This window comes from Actinomycetota bacterium (assembly GCA_019347675.1).
In the GTDB taxonomy this organism is placed as follows: domain Bacteria; phylum Actinomycetota; class Nitriliruptoria; order Nitriliruptorales; family JAHWKO01; genus JAHWKW01.
On the sequence record JAHWKW010000019.1, the window covers coordinates 37,784 to 53,673 of the forward strand.

At 73.3% G+C, this 15,890-nt stretch carries 17 protein-coding genes and 1 pseudogene; 3 read left to right on the plus strand and 15 right to left on the minus strand.

What is annotated here, in order from left to right; translation table 11 throughout:
- Nucleotides 1-3 precede the first annotated feature (3 nt).
- Nucleotides 4-1,005, minus strand: a complete 1,002-nt coding sequence (locus KY462_13280; protein ID MBW3578685.1) for a tyrosine recombinase XerC — start codon at nt 1,003-1,005, stop codon at nt 4-6.
- 169 nt (nt 1,006-1,174) lie between these two features.
- Here KY462_13280 and KY462_13285 point away from each other — a divergent pair, with 169 nt between their 5' ends.
- The gene (locus KY462_13285; protein ID MBW3578686.1) at nt 1,175-1,999 is read left to right on the plus strand and encodes an alpha/beta hydrolase; all 825 of its coding nucleotides are present in this window, start codon (nt 1,175-1,177) and stop codon (nt 1,997-1,999) included.
- 12 nt (nt 2,000-2,011) lie between these two features.
- On the opposite strand, the gene KY462_13290 is transcribed toward KY462_13285, so the two are convergent.
- From KY462_13290 to KY462_13300, 3 genes are read right to left on the minus strand one after another with little or no spacing between them, the layout of a single operon-like run.
- On the minus strand, nt 2,012-3,163 hold the full coding sequence (locus KY462_13290; GenBank protein ID MBW3578687.1) for a DNA-processing protein DprA: 1,152 nt from the start codon (nt 3,161-3,163) through the stop codon (nt 2,012-2,014).
- A complete protein-coding gene (locus tag KY462_13295) occupies nt 3,160-4,665 on the minus strand; it encodes a YifB family Mg chelatase-like AAA ATPase (GenBank protein MBW3578688.1) in 1,506 nt (501 codons plus the stop codon). The genes KY462_13290 and KY462_13295 overlap by 4 nt, the downstream gene beginning before the upstream one ends.
- Entirely contained in the window at nt 4,665-5,039 is a 375-nt protein-coding gene (locus KY462_13300) for a YraN family protein (protein MBW3578689.1), read from the minus strand. Before KY462_13300 ends, KY462_13295 begins: the two co-directional genes overlap by 1 nt.
- Before the next feature lie 186 nt (nt 5,040-5,225).
- Here KY462_13300 and KY462_13305 point away from each other — a divergent pair, with 186 nt between their 5' ends.
- Complete coding sequence (locus KY462_13305) at nt 5,226-6,905, plus strand: hypothetical protein (GenBank protein ID MBW3578690.1); 1,680 nt, start codon at nt 5,226-5,228, stop codon at nt 6,903-6,905.
- A gap of 87 nt (nt 6,906-6,992) precedes the next feature.
- Here KY462_13305 and KY462_13310 read toward each other — a convergent pair whose 3' ends face one another.
- The 11 genes and pseudogenes from KY462_13310 to ftsY all read right to left on the minus strand — a co-directional run bounded on the left by KY462_13310 (nt 6,993) and on the right by ftsY (nt 15,341).
- The gene (locus tag KY462_13310) at nt 6,993-7,313 is read right to left on the minus strand and encodes a DUF2469 domain-containing protein (GenBank protein MBW3578691.1); all 321 of its coding nucleotides are present in this window, start codon (nt 7,311-7,313) and stop codon (nt 6,993-6,995) included.
- A 31-nt stretch (nt 7,314-7,344) separates the two neighbouring features.
- The gene (locus tag KY462_13315; protein MBW3578692.1) at nt 7,345-8,034 is read right to left on the minus strand and encodes a ribonuclease HII; all 690 of its coding nucleotides are present in this window, start codon (nt 8,032-8,034) and stop codon (nt 7,345-7,347) included.
- Nucleotides 8,019-8,681 carry a signal peptidase I gene (gene lepB, locus KY462_13320; GenBank protein ID MBW3578693.1) on the minus strand — a complete coding sequence of 221 codons (663 nt, stop codon included), beginning with the start codon at nt 8,679-8,681 and terminating at the stop codon, nt 8,019-8,021. The genes KY462_13315 and lepB overlap by 16 nt, the downstream gene beginning before the upstream one ends.
- 169 nt (nt 8,682-8,850) lie before the next feature.
- Nucleotides 8,851-9,204, minus strand: coding sequence for a 50S ribosomal protein L19 (gene rplS, locus KY462_13325; GenBank protein MBW3578694.1), 354 nt, complete (start codon nt 9,202-9,204; stop codon nt 8,851-8,853).
- Nucleotides 9,205-9,300: 96 nt separating this feature from the next.
- Nucleotides 9,301-10,062, minus strand: coding sequence for a tRNA (guanosine(37)-N1)-methyltransferase TrmD (gene trmD, locus KY462_13330; GenBank protein ID MBW3578695.1), 762 nt, complete (start codon nt 10,060-10,062; stop codon nt 9,301-9,303).
- Entirely contained in the window at nt 10,062-10,655 is a 594-nt protein-coding gene (rimM, locus tag KY462_13335) for a ribosome maturation factor RimM (protein MBW3578696.1), read from the minus strand. Before rimM ends, trmD begins: the two co-directional genes overlap by 1 nt.
- Nucleotides 10,601-10,840: a KH domain-containing protein gene (locus KY462_13340; protein ID MBW3578697.1), complete on the minus strand. Its 240-nt coding sequence runs from the start codon at nt 10,838-10,840 to the stop codon at nt 10,601-10,603. The genes rimM and KY462_13340 overlap by 55 nt, the downstream gene beginning before the upstream one ends.
- Nucleotides 10,841-11,175: 335 nt before the next feature.
- Nucleotides 11,176-11,418, minus strand: a pseudogene (gene rpsP, locus KY462_13345) (30S ribosomal protein S16).
- Nucleotides 11,419-11,648: 230 nt separating this feature from the next.
- The gene (mak, locus tag KY462_13350; GenBank protein MBW3578698.1) at nt 11,649-12,554 is read right to left on the minus strand and encodes a fructokinase; all 906 of its coding nucleotides are present in this window, start codon (nt 12,552-12,554) and stop codon (nt 11,649-11,651) included.
- A gap of 15 nt (nt 12,555-12,569) precedes the next feature.
- Nucleotides 12,570-14,027, minus strand: coding sequence for a signal recognition particle protein (gene ffh / locus KY462_13355; GenBank protein MBW3578699.1), 1,458 nt, complete (start codon nt 14,025-14,027; stop codon nt 12,570-12,572).
- Between the two features lie 66 nt (nt 14,028-14,093).
- Nucleotides 14,094-15,341: a signal recognition particle-docking protein FtsY gene (gene ftsY / locus KY462_13360; GenBank protein ID MBW3578700.1), complete on the minus strand. Its 1,248-nt coding sequence runs from the start codon at nt 15,339-15,341 to the stop codon at nt 14,094-14,096.
- Nucleotides 15,342-15,585: 244 nt separating this feature from the next.
- Here ftsY and KY462_13365 point away from each other — a divergent pair.
- The coding region (locus KY462_13365; protein ID MBW3578701.1) for a hypothetical protein at nt 15,586-15,890 on the plus strand (305 nt) is incomplete at its 3' end.

The window sequence follows — 15,890 nt, forward strand, 5'->3', positions numbered from 1 at the left end:
ATGCTAATCGGGGCGGCGAGCAGCGCCCCGCCGGAGCTGGCGGTGGCCCTGGCCGGCGTTCCGGCCGTGGGGGTGCGCGGCGGTGTACACCTCACGCACGTGGCCCCGTGACAGGTGCGTGTAGCGCTGGGTGGTCCCCAGCGATGCGTGGCCCAGCAGCTCCTGCACCGACCGCAGGTCCGCACCGCCCTCCAGCAGATGGGTGGCGCAGCTGTGGCGCAGGGTGTGGGGGGTGACCCGCCCCAGTCCCGCCGTCCGTGCGGCGCGTGACACCGCCGTCCGTGCGCCGCGGGTGCCCAGCCGCTTCCCGAGGGTGCCGAGGAACACCGCGGGGCAGGCCCGACCGGCAGTGGCGGCGAGCGCGGGACGGCCCTGGGCCAGGTAGACCCGCAGCGCGTCGACCGCCGGATCGCCGAGGGGGACCAGCCGCTGTTTGCGGCCCTTGCCGTGCAGTCGTACCTGTCTGCCCGGGATGTCGACCGCGTCGAGGTCGAGGCCGCAGGCCTCGGCGACGCGAGCGCCCGCCCCGTACAGCAGTTCCAGGAGGGCGCGGTCGCGCAGCCCCAGCGGCGTTGCGAGATCGGGGGCGGCCAGGAGCCGTTCGATCTGGTCGGGGCGGAGCACACGTGGCAGGGAGCGGACCTGCTTGGGGGTGGCCAGGAACCGCGCCGGGTCACGCGTGACATCACCACGCCGACGGCAGAACGCGAAGAAGGTCCGCACCGCGGCGGCCTTCCGTGCCACCGAGGCCCGGGCGTACCCCGATTCGTCCAGCCAGGCCAGGTACCGGCGCAGGACCAGCTGGACGACCTCGCCCGGTGCGTCGATGCCGTGCGCCCCGCAGAACTCGACGAGCTGCTGCAGGTCGGCGCGGTACGCCGCGACGGTGTGCGGGCTGCGGTCGTGGTGGATCGCGACCGCGCGCAGGTACGCGGCCAGCGGGTCGCGCCACCCGGGCGGGATGGCGGCGCCGGGCGCGTCACCCGCCGCCGCATCGTCGACCATGTCCGCATGGTGATGCTGATGTCGTTTGGAGTCAAGTGCAGTGGGTCATGATGTGTGCTGATGGCGGCGTGTGACGGCCAGTCGTCCCGGGCGATCGACCGTACGGTGGGTGCCGTCCTGCAGCCGTCCAGGACGAGACAGGAGCCGGGTCGTGTCATCGGTCGAGCGGTTGACGTACGGCGGGCACGAGCTCGTCTACGAGACGCACGGGAGCGGCCCACGCGTCACGGTCCTGGTGCACGGCCTGCTCCTCGACGCCCACCTCAGCCGGGCGTTGGCTATGGCACTGGCCGGTTCCGGCGCGCACCAGGTGGTCCTGCTCGAGCTGCTCGGCCACGGCCGTAGCGACAGGCCTGTGGACCCCTCCTTGCACCGCATCGACTCCTACGCCCAGCAGGTGGTGGCCCTCCTCGACCACCTCGAGGTGGACGAGGCAGTGATCGGCGGGACGTCGTTGGGGGCCAACGTGGCGCTGCAGGCGGCCGCGGCCGCCCCCGAGCGGGTGCGTGGGCTGATCCTGGAGATGCCGGTCCTGGAGTGGGCCGGACCGGCCGCGGCGGCCCTGTTCGTCCCGCTGCTGCTCGGGGTGCGCTTCGGGCGGCCGGTGGCGGAGCTGGTCACCGCCGTCGTGCGGCGCCTACCCCGGACCCGGATCGGTCCGCTGGACACTTTCCTGAACGCCGCCTCGATGCGGCCGGCCGAGATCGCCGCCGTGCTGCACGGGATCGTGATCGGGCCGCTGGCTCCGAGGGTCGACGAGCGACGTGTGATCCAGGTGCCATCCCTGATCGTCGGTCACCGCCGCGACGCCCTGCACCCGTTCAGCGACGCCGAGCACCTCGCCGAGCAGCTGCCCAACGACCGTCTGATCCGCGCCCGGTCCGCTTTCGAGCTGCGGACCCGGCCCACACGCCTGACCGGCGAGATCTGCGCGTTCCTCGACGAGGTCTGGCGGCCGCAGGTCGCGGGGGGACGCTCGGCCCGGTCGCGGTGAGCGCAGCCGACATCACGTCCGTCTCCGCCCGCGGGGACGGTTGGCGTCGCGGCTCAGGCGGACGCCGTCGGGGCTCTCAGCGACCTCGCCAGCGACCCGCGCCCGGGTGACGACCGCCAGCAGACGCGCGACCGGGATGCCGGCGCCGGCGGCGAGCTCGTCGAGGCGGACGGGGCGCGGCCACCGCCGGGCCAGCACCGCGTGGACGTCGGGCGGCAGAACGCTGACCACCTTGTCGCCGTCGTCGGCGCTCTCCGGGGCGGACACCCCCACGGCGTCCAGCAGGTCGGCAGGCCCGGTGCACGGTGCCGCGCCCTCCGCCAGCAGCCGGTGGGGGGCGGCCGACCCGGGCGCACGGACGTCGCCGGGGACGGCCAGGACCGCCACGCCGCGTTCCGCGGCGCACTCCGCGGTGCGCAACGATCCCGACCGCTCGCCGCCCTCGACCACCACCACCGCGTCGACCAGGCCCGCCACAATCCGGTTCCTGGCCAAGACGTTGGCCGGACGGGGCGGGGCGTCCGGCGGGAGCTCGGACAGCAGCCACCCGCCAGCGTCCAGGATGTGGTCGAACAGTCCACCGGGGCGCGCGTGAGCTTTGGGGTAGCCGACCGCGTGGCCGGATCCCAGCACGACCGAGGTGCGGTCGGCGGCGGCGCCGTGCGCGGCGGCGTCGATCCCGATGGCACCGCCGCTGACGACCAGCACGCCAGCTGCGGCTGCGGCCGCGGCCAGCCACGCTGCCACACCGGTGCCGTACCCGCTGGCGCGGCGCGCTCCGACGATCGCCACCGCAGGCGTGTCCGGGACACCGCTCGCGGGCCCGCGCCACGCCAACAACAGGGGCCCGCCGGTGGCGGGCCAGCCGGCTGCCAGACGCCGCGGGTAGGTCGTGTCGCCGACCACCGCGGCGTGCACGCCCAGCTGCACCCACTGCCCTGCGACGGTCGCGGCCGCCGCCCGCCCGGCAGGTCCGGGGTCGGGTGCGACCGCGGCCAGCAGCGCTGAGCGCTCGTCTGTCCCGCGCTCGCCGCGCTGGACGACCTCGCGGGCGACCGTGCGGGGATCGCCGCGGGGTCCCAGCAGCCGGGCGACCACACGGGCCAGCAGCTGCGGGTCCGTGCCGGACGCCGCGACCCGCGCGAAGGGGTCCGCGACGCTCACGCGACCGGTGGGAGCCGGTAGGCGGCGGCCTCCTCGACGTGCGCCACGTCGATCAGGTCGGCACCGTCGAGGTCGGCGATGGTGCGCGCCACCCGCAGGCAGCGATCGAACCCGCGTGCGGTCAAGCCGAGTGCGTCGACCGCCCGCCCCAACGCGGTCAGGGCCTGGCGCCGCGAGGTGGCGCGCACAGCCCCAGACGACGCGTCGCGCGTGAGCCGACCGGCGCCCCACCGCTCCTGGGCGCGCGCACGCGCTCGGGCGACCTGGGCGGCCACCACCGCGGACGGTTCGCCGTCGGGCGGGCCGAGCAACCGGTCGCGATCGACCGGTCGGACCTCGACCGCCAGGTCGATGCGGTCCAGCAGTGGACCCGACAACCGCGAGCGGTACCGCTCGACCTGGTCGGGGCGGCACCGGCACGGGCGGACCGCAGCACCCAGGTAACCGCACGGACAGGGGTTGGTCGCCGCGACCAGGAGGACCTTGGCCGGGTACCGCACGATTGCGCGGCTGCGCACGACCGTGATGGTGCCGTGTTCGAGCGGCTGGCGCAGCGCGTCGAGAACCCAGCGCGGGACCTCCAGCAGCTCGTCCACGAACAGCACGCCGAGGTGGGCCAGGGACACCTCGCCGGGACGTGCGATCCCGCTCCCCCCGCCGATCAGGCCCGCGACCGACGCGGTGTGGTGGGGGTCGCGGAAGGGCGGCCGCAGACACAGCGGGGCATCCGGAGGGCGCACGCCGGCGACCGAGTGCACCGCCGCGACCTCCAGCGCCTGGTCGACCGTGAGCGGCGGGAGGATCCCGGGCAGCCGCCGGGCCAGCATCGACTTGCCGCAGCCGGGGGGACCGGCCAGGAGCAGGTGGTGGCCTCCGGCCGCAGCCAGGACCGCCGCGCGCCGCGCGACCGGCTGGCCGCGGACGTCGAGGAGGTCGGGGACCGGCTCCGCAGCCACGGGGGCAGGCTCGCCGGGTGGACGCGCTGGTCGGTCATCGCGGAGCACCGCCACCGCCTCGCGCAGGTCGGCGACGGGGATCACCCGCAGGTCGTCGACGAGGTCGGCCTCGACCGCAGCGCGGTCGGGGACGACCAGCCGGTCACAACCGGCTCGCCGGGCGGCGACGGCCACCGGCAGGACGCCCGGGACCGGCCGGGTCCGTCCGTCGAGGCCGAGCTCGCCGTGGGCGTAGACGCCTGAGAGCGCGTCGAGCGGCACCTGGTCGGTCGCGCCCAGCACCGCCAGGGCGATCGGCAGGTCGAACCCGGCACCGGTCTTGGGGAGCGCCGCCGGGGCGAGGTTGACGACCACGCGGCCCGATGGCCAGGCGAGGTCGCTGCGCTGGACGGCGGTGCGTACCCGGTCGCCGGCCTCGCGCACGGCCGTGTCGGGGAGTCCGACCAGCCGCAGCTGTGGCAATCCCGACCCCGTGGAGCACTCGACCCTCACCGGGCGGCCCTCAAGGCCGGCCAGGGCGACCGCGCCGGCGATCGCCAGCGCCATCAGAACGCCGCCGGCACGTGCACGACGGCGGGCGCCTGCCCGGCTCGTGTGACGACGCCGATCACGTCGAAGCGCACCACCCACCGCCCGGCTCCTGCGTGTTGCAGGTAGGCGGTCGCCAGCGCCCGGACCCGGGCTTGCTTGCGCCACGTCACCGCCTCGAGCGGACCCCCGAAACGTTCCCCGCGGCGGGTCTTGACCTCGACGAAACACAGCACGTCAGCGCGGACGGCGACGATGTCGACCTCCCCGCGCAGCTGGGCGCCGTGCGGCCTCCAGTTCCGGGCCACGATGCGGTAGCCGCGTTCACGCAGGTACGCGGCGGCGAGGTCCTCACCGGCCGTGCCCAGCCGCTGGTTGGGACGTTGGCGCATGCGGCGACGCTACGGGCCACCGCGTCACCGGGGACGGGGAGCCGCGTTGTGACTGGGGACAACCTGCGGATGCCTGACCGCCTCGGCTTCCCTCCTGGCGCACCGAGACGGCAATATGGGGCACCACGACGAGGGGATCACGCCTTGCGGCCGCACGCTCATCACGCCAGACCCGCGGTGTGGCGCATGGCCATGGCCGGCGTGGCCGTCGCGTGCGTCGGGGCGCTGTCGATCCCGGCAGCCGGGACGGAGGCGGCCGAGCGCGTCGGCGATCCAACCGCTGGTTCGGCGTCGCTGTCGGCCGACGCCGCGACCGTCGTGTTCACCACCGCTGCGGGGGTCCACGCCGTCGATCGCCCCGGCGGGAGCGTGGAGCGCGTCGACGTGTCCGACTCCGGTGCGCCAGCCAACGGCGAGCCGACACGCGACGCCGCCGGGCCGGTGTCGTCCGCCGACGGAGGGATCGTGGCGTTCAGCTCCCACGCCAGCAACCTGGTCGCGGGTGACACCAACGGCGTCGCCGATGCGTTCGTCCGCGATCGTCGAGCGGGACTGACGGTGCGGGTCTCCGTCGGTCGCGGCGGCATCGAGCCGAGATGCGCGCTCGGCGTGACCTGCAACGGCAGCGTGGTCGGCGACATCTCCGCCGACGGCCGCTTCGTCGCGTTCACGTCCGATCTGGGCGACCTGGTCGACGGCGACGCCAACGGCCTCGACGACGTGTTCGTCCACGATCGTCAGACGGGTGCCACCGAGCTGATCTCGGTCTCGGCGCACGGCATCGCCGGCGACCTCGACAGCCGCGCACCGGCGATCTCGGCGGATGGCCGCTTCGTGGCCTTCAGCTCGAACGCGACCAACCTGGTCGCCGGCGCTCCGACCTGCGTCGGACGCAACCTCTACGTCCGTGACCGTGCCACGGCGACCACGACCACCGCGATCCCCGGCCGCTGCGCGGACGTCCGTGGCGGTGTGGCGATGTCCGCCGACGGCCGGCGCGTCGCGTTCGCGTCGCCTGCCTCGGACCTCGTCGACGGTGACCACAACGGTGCCGTCGACGTGTTCGTCCGCGACGTTGCCGCCGGCCGGACGGTGCTGGTCTCGCGTGCCGCGGACGCGACTCCGGGCGACGGCGACAGCGGCCATGGCGAACCGGCTCTGTCCCCCGACGGTCGCTACGTCGCGTTCGCCTCCCGTGCGACCAACCTGGTGGACGGCGACCGCAACGGCGCCCTGGACGTGTTCGTCCACGACCTCGACGGCAGCCGGACGGTGCGCACGTCGCTCGCCCCGGGCGGCCGCGAGCGCAGCGGCGGGGCGAGCGTGTACGCAGGCGCGCTGTCGCACGCTGGCCGCGTGATCGCGTTCGGGCTGGCCGGGACCGATGCCGCCGACGACGCGACCTTCGGTCCCGGCGTGATCGTGCGTGCCGTGCGGTGGGACACGGGCGCGAACGGACCCGCGGCCGGCGCTGCGGGGACCGTCGCGGGCCACCAGGCAGGCGAGCAGGTGCGGAGCCACACGCCGCCGGCGTTGCGTGGGCCGGCCCCGCCCGTGCCGCCGATCCGCCGCCCCGGGGATGCGGTCGCCGGGGGGCCACCGGCGGCGAAGGGGTCATCGGCACGGGCGCCGGCTCCCCAAGACACCACCTTCGGCGACCTGCCGCTCCCCCCGCCTGTGACCGTGACCGAGAGCGAGGCCGCGCTGGAACAGGTGGCGCTGGAAGGCGACGATCCGGAGCGTTGGTGGGTGCCCTACCTCGCCGGGTCGGTCCTGGTCCTCACGGCCGGGGCGCTGCTGCCGCTGGTGCGCCCGGCGCGGGTCAGCCGAGGAGGCCGGCCCCCCAAGCGACCAGGCCGACGATGATCAGCGTGCCGATGACGAGCAGCGCGATGTCGGCTGCTCTACCGTCGCGGTAGCGCCGGGTGGCGTTGAAACCCATCGGGCCTCCGCTCAGCCGATGAACGGTGGGGCGTCGTCCTGGTCGTCGTGCGCGAGTTCCTCGACGTTGACGTCGCGGAAGGTCAGCACCCGGACGTCCTTGAGGAACCGCGCCGGACGGTACATGTCCCACACCCACGCGTCGCGGATCGACACCTCGAAGTACAGGTCCCCGCCGGGTCCGTCGTTACGGGGCTCCACCGACACCTCGTTCGCGAGGTAGAACCGCCGCTCGGTCTCCACGACGTAGCGGAACATCCGCACGACGTCGCGGTACTCACGGTAGAGCGCAAGCTCGAGGTCGTTCTCGTAGGCGTCCAGGTCGTCGGTCACCGACGCTCCGTCCGGTCACGGTCTGGCAGGTTCATCGCTGTCCGGGTCCTGAAACGTCGGCCGGGTCGAGGCCGTCCATGGTAGGTCCCCCGTGCGCCGCCGCCACCGGCGCGAAGCAGCGCCGGTGGAACCCGCACGCACCCAGGCTGGCGAGGGCGGCCAGGTGCTCTGGGGAGCGGTAACCCTTGTGGCTGGCGAAGCCGTACCCCGGGTAGCGCTGCTCGGCGCGAACCATGATCCGGTCGCGCGTGACCTTGGCCACGATCGAGGCGGCCGCAACCGACGTGCAGACCTGGTCGCCTTTGACCACGCGCAGCGCCGGGACCGGCATCCGCGTCAACGTGAAACCGTCCACCAGGACGTAGTCGGGGGTCGGCGCCAGCTTGTTGAGTGCCGCTCGCAGCGCAGCGAGGTTGGCCCGTTGCAGCCCGATGTCGTCCAGCCGGGTGTGGCTCACCCGGAAGACCCCGACCGCGAGGGCTCCCGCCACGATCTCGTCGTACAGCCGCTCACGGTCGGTCGGTGCGACCAGCTTGGAGTCGTTGAGGCCGTCGGGCGCCCAGCCGGGCGGGAGCATCACCGCGGCCGCCACCAGCGGCCCGGCCAGCGCCCCACGCCCCGCCTCGTCGGCGCCGGCGACGTGGCGGAAGCCCTGCGCGTGCAGCACCTGTTCGTACGCGCCGGTGGGGCCAGCGTCCACGGCCATCAGGAGGTCGAACACGGCCCGACGGTGACGGGTTCGGCCACCTGCGGCGCGGATCGCGACGCGGGCGGGACGTCCGGGTACCGCGGCGACCGTAGGAACCGGACCCGGTCGGGCGGCCAGATCACCGTGAAGGCCTTCCCCACCACCGCGTCACGGTCGACGAACCCCAGCGTGGCGTAGCGCGAGTCAGACGAGTTCGGCCGGTTGTCGCCGAGGAAGAACAGCTTTCCCTCCGGCACGATGATCGGCTCGCAGGAACGTGGGTCGTCCACCGCGTACGGTTCGGGCAGCAACACGCCGTTCACGGCCACCCGACCGTCGTCGATGCGGATCTCGTCGCCGGGGAGACCGATCACCCGCTTGACGTAGTCACGTGCGTTGGCAGGGGCGAGCCCGATCAGCTGCCCGATCCCACGCACGACCGTCGACCCCGGGCCGCGATCCTCGGTGGGGACGGTGAACTGGTGCCCCTCGAAGACGACGATCTCGCCGTGTTGCGGGTCGCGGAGGCGGTAGGTGACCTTGTCGACGAGGATGCGGTCGTCGACCAGGAGGGTCGGCTCCATGGAACTCGACGGGATGTAGAAGACCTGGACCACGAACGTGCGCAGCATGAACGCCAGCAGGAACGCGACCAGCACCAGGACGGGCAGTTCGCGCATGAACGACGCGACGCTGTCGTCGCGACGGCGGCGCCGTGGGGACCTCTGACTGCTCCATTCGGCGGTCGGATCGTCGGAAGCCTCTCGCTGAACGGGAGCCGCATCCACAGGTCCGCGCGGCTCGGGGCCGTTCACGCCGGCGGCCGCCGCGCGGTCTGTCGCCGGTGGCTCATCGGGCCGGCTCGCGCTTCTCCTTGATCCGGGCCTTCTTCCCGGTCCGCTCCCGCAGGTAGTACAGCTTCGCGCGGCGGACCTTCCCGCGGCGGGTGACCTCGACCTGGTCGATGATCGGGCTGTGTACCGGGAAGGTGCGCTCCACGCCGACCCCGAACGAGACCTTGCGGACGGTGAACGTCTCGCGGACGCCGCCGCCCTGGCGGCGCAGGACCACGCCCTCGAAGACCTGGATCCGTGACCGGTTGCCCTCCACGACCCGGACGTGGACCCGGACGGTGTCGCCGGGGCGGAAGTCGGGAAGATCGTCGCGCAGATGTTGTCGTTCGACCACGTCGACCTTGTTCATCGTGGCATCCATCGGTCGGGTCGGAGGCGGGGGCGTTCGGCAGGCTACCCGACGTGCGGGGACGCGCGGCCGGCGCGTCTGGGGGGCGACCGACAGCTAGCCCTGCTCTCCGTCTTCGTCGCTGGGTGCGGGTTCGCCCCCGGCAGCCAGCCACCGACGGTACAGGTCGGGGCGCCGCTGTCTGGTCAGCCCCAGCGCCTGCTCGCGACGCCACCGCGCCACGGCACCGTGGTCACCCGAGCGCAGCACGTCGGGGACGGCCAGGCCCCGCACCCACGGTGGACGGGTGTAGTGCGGGTACTCGAGGAGGCCTGCGCTGAACGACTCCTCCTCGATCGACGTGAGGTTGCCGATGACGCCGGGGACTAGGCGGCTGACCGCCTCGACCAGTACGACCGCGGCGGCCTCGCCGCCGGCCAGGACGTAGTCGCCGATCGAGACCTCGTCGGTGGCGACCGCGTCGTGGACGCGCTCGTCGATGCCCTCGTACCGCCCGCAGCACACGACCAGCCGTGGTTCGGTGGCGAGCTCGGCGACCAGCGGTTGGGTCAGGGGCGTCCCGCGGGGCGTCAGCAGCACGGTGCGTGGCCGCCGGCCCGCGACGCGGTATGTCGGGCCGTCCACGTCGAGGTTCCACACCTCCTCGGCCGCGTCGAACCAGACGTCGGCGCGCATGACCATCCCCGCCCCGCCGCCGTAGGGCGCGTCGTCCACGATGTGGTGCTTCCCAATCCCCCACCTGCGCAGGTCGTGGACCCGCAGGTCCACCAACCCCGCCTCGAATGCCTTGCCCAGGAGGGAGGTGGTGAACGGGCCGGCGAAGAACTCCGGGAAGATCGACAGCACGTCGATCCGCATCACGCCTCCCCGGCCTCGTCGAGGAGGCCAGGCGGCGGGGAGGTCACGACCAGGCGTTCGGTTCCGTCCGGGCCCTCGTCGATGCCGACGTAGTCCTCGACGGCCGGCAGCAGCCAGGTGGAGTCGTCGTGGCGGCGGACCTCCAGCAGGTCGTACTGCGCCGCAGCGGGGAGCTCGATCAGCGCGTCGACGGTGCCGAGGTCGCGACCGCGGTCGTCGACGACCGCCATCCCGACCAGCTCCGACGCGAGGTAGGTGTCCTCCTCGGGCTCCCCGTCCCGATCGGCCTCCAGCACCGTGCCGCGGAGAGCCTCGGCGGCCGAACGGTCAGCGACGTCCTCGAAGGTGACCAACATTCGTCCCTGGTGGGGACGGGAACGCACCACCGTGAAGGTCCGGCCGGCGCCGTGGAGCCGTTCGCCGGCTCGCAGCCGCTCCGGACGGTCGGTCAGGAGCGCAACGACGACCTCGCCGCGGATGCCGTGGGGCTTGACGATCCGCCCTACTTCGATGCGTTCGGATGGCTGACCCGGCACTCTCAGTCGATGATCTCGACGTTGACGTTGGTGTCGCCCTCGGTTGCGGCCTTGCATACCGTCCGCAGCGCCTTGGCGGTGCGACCTCGCTTGCCGATCACCTTCCCGACGTCGTCGGGGTGGACCCGCAGCTCGAGCGTGACGTTGCGGCCGCGGCCGTCCTCGACGGGCGTGACCGACACGTCATCGGGGTGGTCGACCAGCTGTTCGGCGACGAACTGCAGCAGACGTTCAGCGCTCACGCCTCCTCCTCCGTCTCGCCGGGGGTGGTGCCAGGCGAGCCGCCACCGCCGCCCCCGACCGAGGCGGCGCGCTCGTCGCCCTCACCGGGTCCGCCTTCGGTCTCGCCGCGGACCGCCTCGGTCTCGGCGACCGGTGCCGCGGTGGCGTCCTCGGGGACGCCGGGCGCGGCTTCGACCTCCTCGGGCGCCGCAGCGGCCTGCCGGGCGGGGGCGTCGCCGCCGCCGGTGACCTGCGACTGATCCGCGGTGCGGGCCGCCTGATCGCGCGCCTGGTCGGACGTGCGCACCGGTGTCTGGGTGCGGACGCGCTCGGACGCTCCGCCGGGCTTGAACGTCTCCCACACTCCGGCGATGCGCAGCAGGTTCTCGACCGGGTTGGTGGGTTGCGCGCCGTGGCGCAGCCAGTGCAGTGCCCGCTCGTGGTCGATCTCGACCACCGACGGGTTGGCGGTCGGGTTGTAGTGGCCGATGATCTCGATGAACCGTCCGTCGCGGGGAGAGCGGCTGTCGGCCGCCACCACCCGGAAGTAGGCGTTCTTTTTCCCACCCTCGCGACGCAGGCGGAGTTTGACAGCCATCTTCGGATCCTCGCTCATCAGGCCGACGCGGTCGGCTGGTGGCCGGCGCCGGCGGCGGGGCTGGCCTGTACCCACGCGGACCGATCGGTGTGGTCGCAGGTCGGGCGGCGGGGCGGAGACAGCCGGAGTGCCGTGCGGCCCCGCGGGGCACGGTGCCGAGCGGGACAGCAGCAGCGTAACCGGTGGCGCGGCCTGCGGCGACCGCCGGCGACGTATGCCCGCTCGGGCGGTCACCCCTGCGAGGGTGGCCACAGCCAGGCAGCGCCGCGGACGCCGCTGGCGTCGCCGTGCGCGGCGCGGCGGACCGGGGTGGTGACCTCCCCACCGAACACCCACCCCGCCAACCGTCGAGCGACGGAGCCGCAGAGCCGGTCGACGTTGGACATGCCGCCGCCCAGGACGACCACGTCGGGGTCCACGACGTTCACGACGGACGCCAGCGCGCGCGCCAGGCGGTCCTCGTAGCGGCGCAAGCTGGCGTCGGCGTCGGCGTCGCCGGCTTCCGCGGCTGCGACGATGCTCTCAGCGTCGCTGCGACGGCCGGTGGCATCGCGGTGGTCGCGTTCGAGGCCGGGGCCCGACAGCCACGTCTCGACGCAGCCGTGGCGGCCACACCAGCAGGCGGGGCCGGGGATCTCGTCGTGGCGCGCCCACGGGAGGGGGTTGTGGCCCCACTCGCCGCCGAGCCCGTTCCGCCCGGTGTGGACGCGGCCGCCGATCGCCACCCCGGCGCCGGTGCCGGTGCCCAGGATCGCCGCGAACACCACCTCGGCGTCGGCGCCAGCGCCGTCGGTCGCCTCGGACAGGGCCAGGCAGTTGGCGTCGTTCGCGCAGCGCACGTCGCGGTCCAGCGCGTCGCTGACGTCCCGGGCGAACGGCCGTCCGTTCAGCCACACCGAGTTGGCGTTCTTCACCAGGCTCGTCACGGGCGAGAGCGTCCCGGGCATGCCGATGCCCACGGTGCCGCGGCGGCCGGTGTCGCGCTCGAGGCGTTCCACCAGCTCGGCGATGGTTCGGATGCTGCCCGCGTAGTCGTGGCGGGGGGTGGGGACCCGGTGGCGGGCGACGTCCTGGCCGTCGTCACCGAGCGCGACCGCCTCGATCTTGGTCCCGCCGAGGTCGATCCCGATCCGCATCGGCGGGTGCGTCGGTCAGCGCTTTTTGCGCTTGGGGGCGGGCTGCAGACCAGGGAAGCCGCCCAAGCCACCGCCGGGCATCTGGACCTGGCCCGACTGTTGCAGCTGACGGAGCGCCTTGGCCTGGGCCATCTGACCGCGGACCGCGCCCTTGCCCCGCCCGCGGCCGTCGCCGCCCCCGGCCATCTTCATCACCGACCGCATCATCTTCTGGGCTTCTTCGAACTGCTTGACCAGCCGATTGACGTCGGTGACGGTCGTCCCCGACCCCGCGGCGATCCGTCGGCGGCGCGAGCCGTTGAGGACCTTCTTGGGATCGCGACGCTCCCGGGGGGTCATGGCCTGGATGATCGCCTCGACCCGTTTGAGCTGTGAGTCATCGAGATCCACGCCCTTCAGCTGCTTCCCGACCCCGGGCAGCATCCCGAGCAGGTTGGTCAGTGGCCCCATCTTCTTCAGCTGCTGCAGCTGGTCGAGGAACTCCGCGAGCGTGAAGTCGCCGGAGAGCAGGGCCTCCTCCGCGCGGCGGGCCTCCTCCTCGGAGTAGGTGTCCTCCGCCTTCTCGATCAGCGTCAGCATGTCGCCCATGCCCAGGATCCGACCGGCCATGCGGTCGGGATGGAACTGCTCGAACTCGTCGAGCTTCTCGCCGACCGATGCGAACTTGATCGGCCGTCCGGTGACCTCCGCCACCGACAGAGCCGCGCCGCCGCGGGCGTCGCCGTCGAGCTTGGTGAGGATCACCCCGTCGAAACCGACCTGATCGAGGAACGCCTTGGCGACGTTGACCGCCTCCTGGCCGATCATCGCGTCGATCACGAACAGCGTCTCGACCGGGTCGACGGCCGCGCGGATCGCGGCGGCCTGGTCCATCATCTCCTGGTCGACGTGGAGGCGACCGGCGGTGTCGACGATCACCACGTCACAGCCGGTGTCGCCGGCGGCGCGGAGCGCGTCGCGGGCGACCGGGACCGGGTCGCCGGATTCCGTCGGGGCGTAGACGTGCACCCCGACCTGGTGCGCGAGGACGCGCAGCTGCTCCACGGCGGCGGGGCGCTGCAGGTCGCAGGCGACCAGCATGGGGTGGCGGCCCTTGCGCTTGAGCTGCTGGGCGAGCTTCCCGGCGGCGGTGGTCTTCCCCGAGCCCTGCAGACCGGCCAGCATGATCACCGCCGGACGCCGTGCGCGGAGGTCGAGCGGGGCGGTGTCCTGGCCGAGCGCGCGGGTCAGTTCTTCGTTGACCGCCTTGACCACGTGCTGGGTCGGGTTGAGCGCTCGGGAGACATCCTCGCCGACCAGCTGTTCGCGGAGCCGCTGCACGAAGCGGCGGACCACCATGATGTTGACGTCCGCCTCGAGCAGCGCCAGGCGGATGTCCTTCAAGACGGCATCGACGGTCTGCTCGTCGAGCCGCCCGCGGCCACGCAGGCGGCCGAGGGCGGCCTCGAGCCGCTCGGAGAGCGCGTCGAACACGGCGGGGGCCCGTTCTCGTGGGGACGGAGGAAGTTCGCGCCAGCAGGGTACCGGGTGGTGTGGCCGTCAGGCCGCCGCCGCCCGGTCGGCGAACAGTGCCTCGACGAACGCGTCGACGTCGAAGGGTGCGAGGTCGTCGATCCCCTCTCCGAGGCCGACGAGCTTGACCGGGATGCCGAGATCGCGCTGCACGGCCACGACGATCCCGCCCTTGGACGTCCCGTCGAGCTTGGTCAGGATCAGCCCGGTGACGTCGACCGCGTCGAGGAACGCCCGTGCCTGTGTCACGCCGTTCTGACCGGTGGTCGCGTCGATCACCAGCAGCACCTCCTGGAGGTCGCCGGCCTGCTTCTCCAGGACGCGCTTGACCTTCCCCAGCTCGTCCATCAGCGCCTTCTTGTTGTGGAGACGGCCGGCCGTGTCGACCAGCAGAACGTCCGCGTCGGTGGCCTTGGCGGCGTTGTACCCGTCGTAGGCGACCGCAGCGGGATCCGCACCGGGGTCCTTTGCGACCAGCCGCGCCGCGGCGCGCTCCGCCCACAACGCCAGCTGGTCGATGGCGGCGGCCCGGAAGGTGTCGGCTGCGGCCAGAACCACCGATCGGCCTGCGCGGGTCTCGCGGGCGGCGAGCTTCCCGATCGAAGTGGTCTTCCCGGTGCCGTTGACGCCGGTGACCAGCCACACGGTCGGTTCGTCTTGATGGCAGCGGACCAAATCTCGTGGGCCGGCGCCCAGCAGGACACGCAGCTCATCCTTGAGCAGTTCGATCACGCCGTCGGCGCCTGTAACGCCCTCCTCCCGGGTGCGGGTGCGGACCTGTTCGACCAGCGCCAGCGACGTGGCGACCCCGACGTCCGCGGCGATCAGGGTCTCCTCGAGGCCCTCCCAGGCCTCGTCGGTGATCCCCCGACCGAACAGGTCGGCGACCTGGGCGGAGAGCAGGTTCCGCGACCGCGCCAGCCGGCGCCGGAACCGCTCGCCGACGGTGAGTTCCTCGACCGGCGGGGCCGGGGGCGCCTCCGGCGCGGGCACGGTCGGTGCCTCGGGTGGGGCGGCGGCTTGCGGCGGGGCGGCGGCGTCCGGCGGGGCGGCGGCGTCCGGCGGGGCGGCGGCCTCCGGCGGGGCCGGTGGCGCCTCAAGGGTCGCCACGCCGCCCCCCTGTTCGTCGGGTTCCTTCTCGTCGCGGTGTGGCGGGGCGCCGGGATGGCGCGGCTTCAACGGGGTCCGGCGGCGCGGACGTGACACGACGTAGGCCATCGCGAACAGCACCAACGCGGTGCCGATGACGATCAGCACGAGTAGGAGATCGGGCATGTGGTGTCCACCGAAGCCGGGGCCGTGAAGGGTACAACCGGCCGGCTCGGTGTCCCGCGGACATCCCGGGGCGCGCCCCTCTCGCCGTAGGGACGTCGGGCGGGTTTTCCCCCAGGTTCGGTTTGACGTCGACGCTGGATGTCGCAGGGGGTTGGTAGCGTTCGACTCGAACACAAGTTCGGTAACAGGGTTCGGTCAAGGGTTCGGTCAAGGGTTCGGTAACAGAGTCTCCAGGGAGATGGCGATGGCTGTGGGAACCGAAGACCGCGAGCGGGTGGGTGAGGCCACGGCTGCGCGGGGGGTTGGGGCGCTGGGCGAGTTGGGGCGCCTGCTGGAGGAGCGCAACCGTCTGGACGCGGCGATCGTGGAGCTGGTGGGCGAGCTGCACGCGGCGGGGGTGGTCGAGCAGGTGGAGGGGTTGTCGTTGGATCTGCACCTGGCCGCCGCCCACCATCTGACGGGGGCTGAGCGGTGGGTGTTGATCACCGCCAGTCAGGTGCTGCGCCACCTGCCGGTGACCGCGGGGCTGTTCAACGACGGGCGCCTGTC